Source organism: Paucibacter soli, from assembly GCF_037482845.1.
Taxonomy (GTDB): Bacteria; Pseudomonadota; Gammaproteobacteria; order Burkholderiales; family Burkholderiaceae_C; genus Paucibacter_B; species Paucibacter_B soli.
This window is the reverse complement of sequence record NZ_JBBHJW010000024.1, coordinates 1-2,057: the sequence shown is the minus strand read 5'-3', so window position 1 is coordinate 2,057 and position 2,057 is coordinate 1. Positions and strand designations below refer to the sequence as shown.

3 protein-coding genes and 1 pseudogene are annotated in these 2,057 nt (G+C 59.1%); all 4 read right to left on the bottom strand.

The window, feature by feature from the left end; genetic code table 11:
* Nucleotides 1-101: RHS domain-containing protein (locus tag WG898_RS25355; protein WP_444719000.1), on the bottom strand; the 101-nt coding region annotated here is incomplete at its 3' end.
* Nucleotides 102-363: 262 nt separating this feature from the next.
* Nucleotides 364-741 carry a hypothetical protein gene (locus WG898_RS25050; RefSeq protein ID WP_339605500.1) on the bottom strand — a complete coding sequence of 126 codons (378 nt, stop codon included), beginning with the start codon at nucleotides 739-741 and terminating at the stop codon, nucleotides 364-366.
* 10 nt (nucleotides 742-751) lie between these two features.
* Nucleotides 752-1,321 (bottom strand): RHS repeat-associated core domain-containing protein, encoded by a 570-nt coding sequence (locus tag WG898_RS25045; protein WP_339605499.1) that lies wholly within the window; start codon nucleotides 1,319-1,321, stop codon nucleotides 752-754.
* A gap of 277 nt (nucleotides 1,322-1,598) precedes the next feature.
* A pseudogene (locus WG898_RS25040) lies at nucleotides 1,599-2,057 on the bottom strand (hypothetical protein); the annotation flags it as partial.

The following is a 2,057-nucleotide window of genomic DNA, read 5'->3' as shown; positions in this document are numbered from 1 at the left end:
CTTTCGGCCCGCCAGACTGCAGCGCCCGCGCCATTGGTCAGCAGCTCAGGTCGCCCCAGATGATCGCCGTGCGCATAGTAGAACTGCCCGTTCCTGGCAATGCCCAGGGTCGATCCGTGGCGGGCTGGTAAAGAAACCTGTCCGCCAACGCCCGATTCGGTCTGCTATGTCGTGCTGCCGAGGGGCTCAAGAATCAGCTCTGCAAAATGGGAGACCTGACACCATGCCCGTGACACGACAGATTCGCCCAATCGGCCTATCGGGTTCGTCCACCCCGAGGACAAGGGCAAGAAGGGATCAGGGTCGGCAAGAAGTAAGACCTGATCCCGTACCGGGCATGCGCACGTACTGCCCCTCTCGAACTTACCTTCGACGCCTACGCAGGTAATGACATACCGCCAATGCGCCGCCATGCGCGGCTATGGCGATGGCGAGAATCACCGCAAGTCGCACAACGTTGGCGAACGAGATTGGGTCAACATCCTTGGCAAGCCCAGGGAAGACGAACCCCAAGCCTTGGAATGCAGCAACCACCAGGAGCGACAACAGCGCTGCGGACACCGCAAGCTGCCGCAAGGTCATTGATCCCGCCTCTCGCGTAAACAGCAACACAACCGTGATGGCAGCAGCTACGAGCGGCAGATAGCGAAGACTCGGTTCAACCGAGGTCGATGCCAGATGGATGAACCCGAGCAGTCCCAAGAGCTCAAGCGCTGGGACGAGCAACAAGATCGGCGGCATTGTTCGCTCCTCAATAGACCACAACAGGAACCAGGCCCGGCGCATTCCGCAAATTCCCGAAGAGATCGGTATCGCTGCCACCAACGTCGATGCATCCTGCAGACCCCGGCTTCTTTCCGCCGTGCAAGAAGAAGCCATCGCGGCCGAACGTCTTCGTGCCAGGATCGGGCCTTAGGGGAACCCGGAACTTCCCCCAGTCGCCGAGAAGATTTCTGAAAAATCCACCCTCGCTTATCTGCGACGGATCGGCTGTATAGGTTCCCAAGGGGATCGGGCCTTGGCCCGAGATCGACGTGTCTGTCACGCCCGGCCGCCCCGTCGTGTATTGATAGGTTCCGAGCACCTGGCCATTGCTGCTGTAGTACGTCAGCGTGCCGTTGTGGACGATGATGGCATCCAACCCACTGGGGTCAATCTTGCTCAGCGGGTTCCCGCCCACATAGCTATAGGTGTTGATACCGCCGCCGAGCCCAATCGGGTCACTTTGGACGCATCTGCCTACAGCAGAGTCGTAGCGTCCTAGCACTGCCGACCAGCGATTACCACCGCCGCAGCAGTTGCGCCAATGCACCATACCCATACCGCTATCGTTACAAGCCTTACCGCCGCTCCCGGTACGACATCGAATCGCCTGCGTGCCAGCGTCAAGAACTGTTCCAGGATTGCACCCCACACCAATCCAAACAGCAGATAGGCTGACGTCATGTTGGACGACAGAAGGTAGTGGATGTCTGGCGACCCTTGGGTGATGTCAGGCGGCAAGCACACGAGCTGCTGATACCCGCGCACAGAGAGGAAACCGAGCAACGCCGCAATTGCCAGGACCGCTGGCCACACCACGTCGCAAAGCAATCGGACTATTTTTTGCACGAGCAACTCCCCGCGCCACCGTTCAGAATTTTGTCTTTCACACGGGCGGTGCGCTTGGTAGCTTCAGTACGGGCTTCGGACTCCATCGCGCCGGGCTTCAGCAATGAGCGGTCCAACAGCGACTGCCGGTCCCAATGCCACCATTCGTGAACTATCGTGTCGTAGAGGTCCACCCGGTCTCTAGGCGTCAAAGTGCCGCCGTAAAGATTTGAGTTAATGACCGGCTTGCTCCAAGGCCATCTACCAACATAGCCAGCATCCGTCTTGCCGTTGACGATAGGAATGGCTTCCATCGTCGGCATCGGGATATTCATGTCGGGATTGCTGCTACGCGCCAAATCCACCATGTCATCCACGTCGCACTGCGCCAGGCCCATCGGGTCAATCCGACTGACGGGGTTCCCACCCACATATGCATACGTATTGATCCCCCCAGCCAGCCCGAT

What these genes read in the sequence shown, in the direction of transcription:
- WG898_RS25050 (WP_339605500.1), bottom strand. Translation starts at nt 741, where the DNA reads ATGCCGCCGATCTTGTTGCTCGTCCCAGCGCTTGAGCTCTTGGGACTG.
- WG898_RS25045 (WP_339605499.1), bottom strand. Translation starts at nt 1,321, where the DNA reads ATGGGTATGGTGCATTGGCGCAACTGCTGCGGCGGTGGTAATCGCTGG.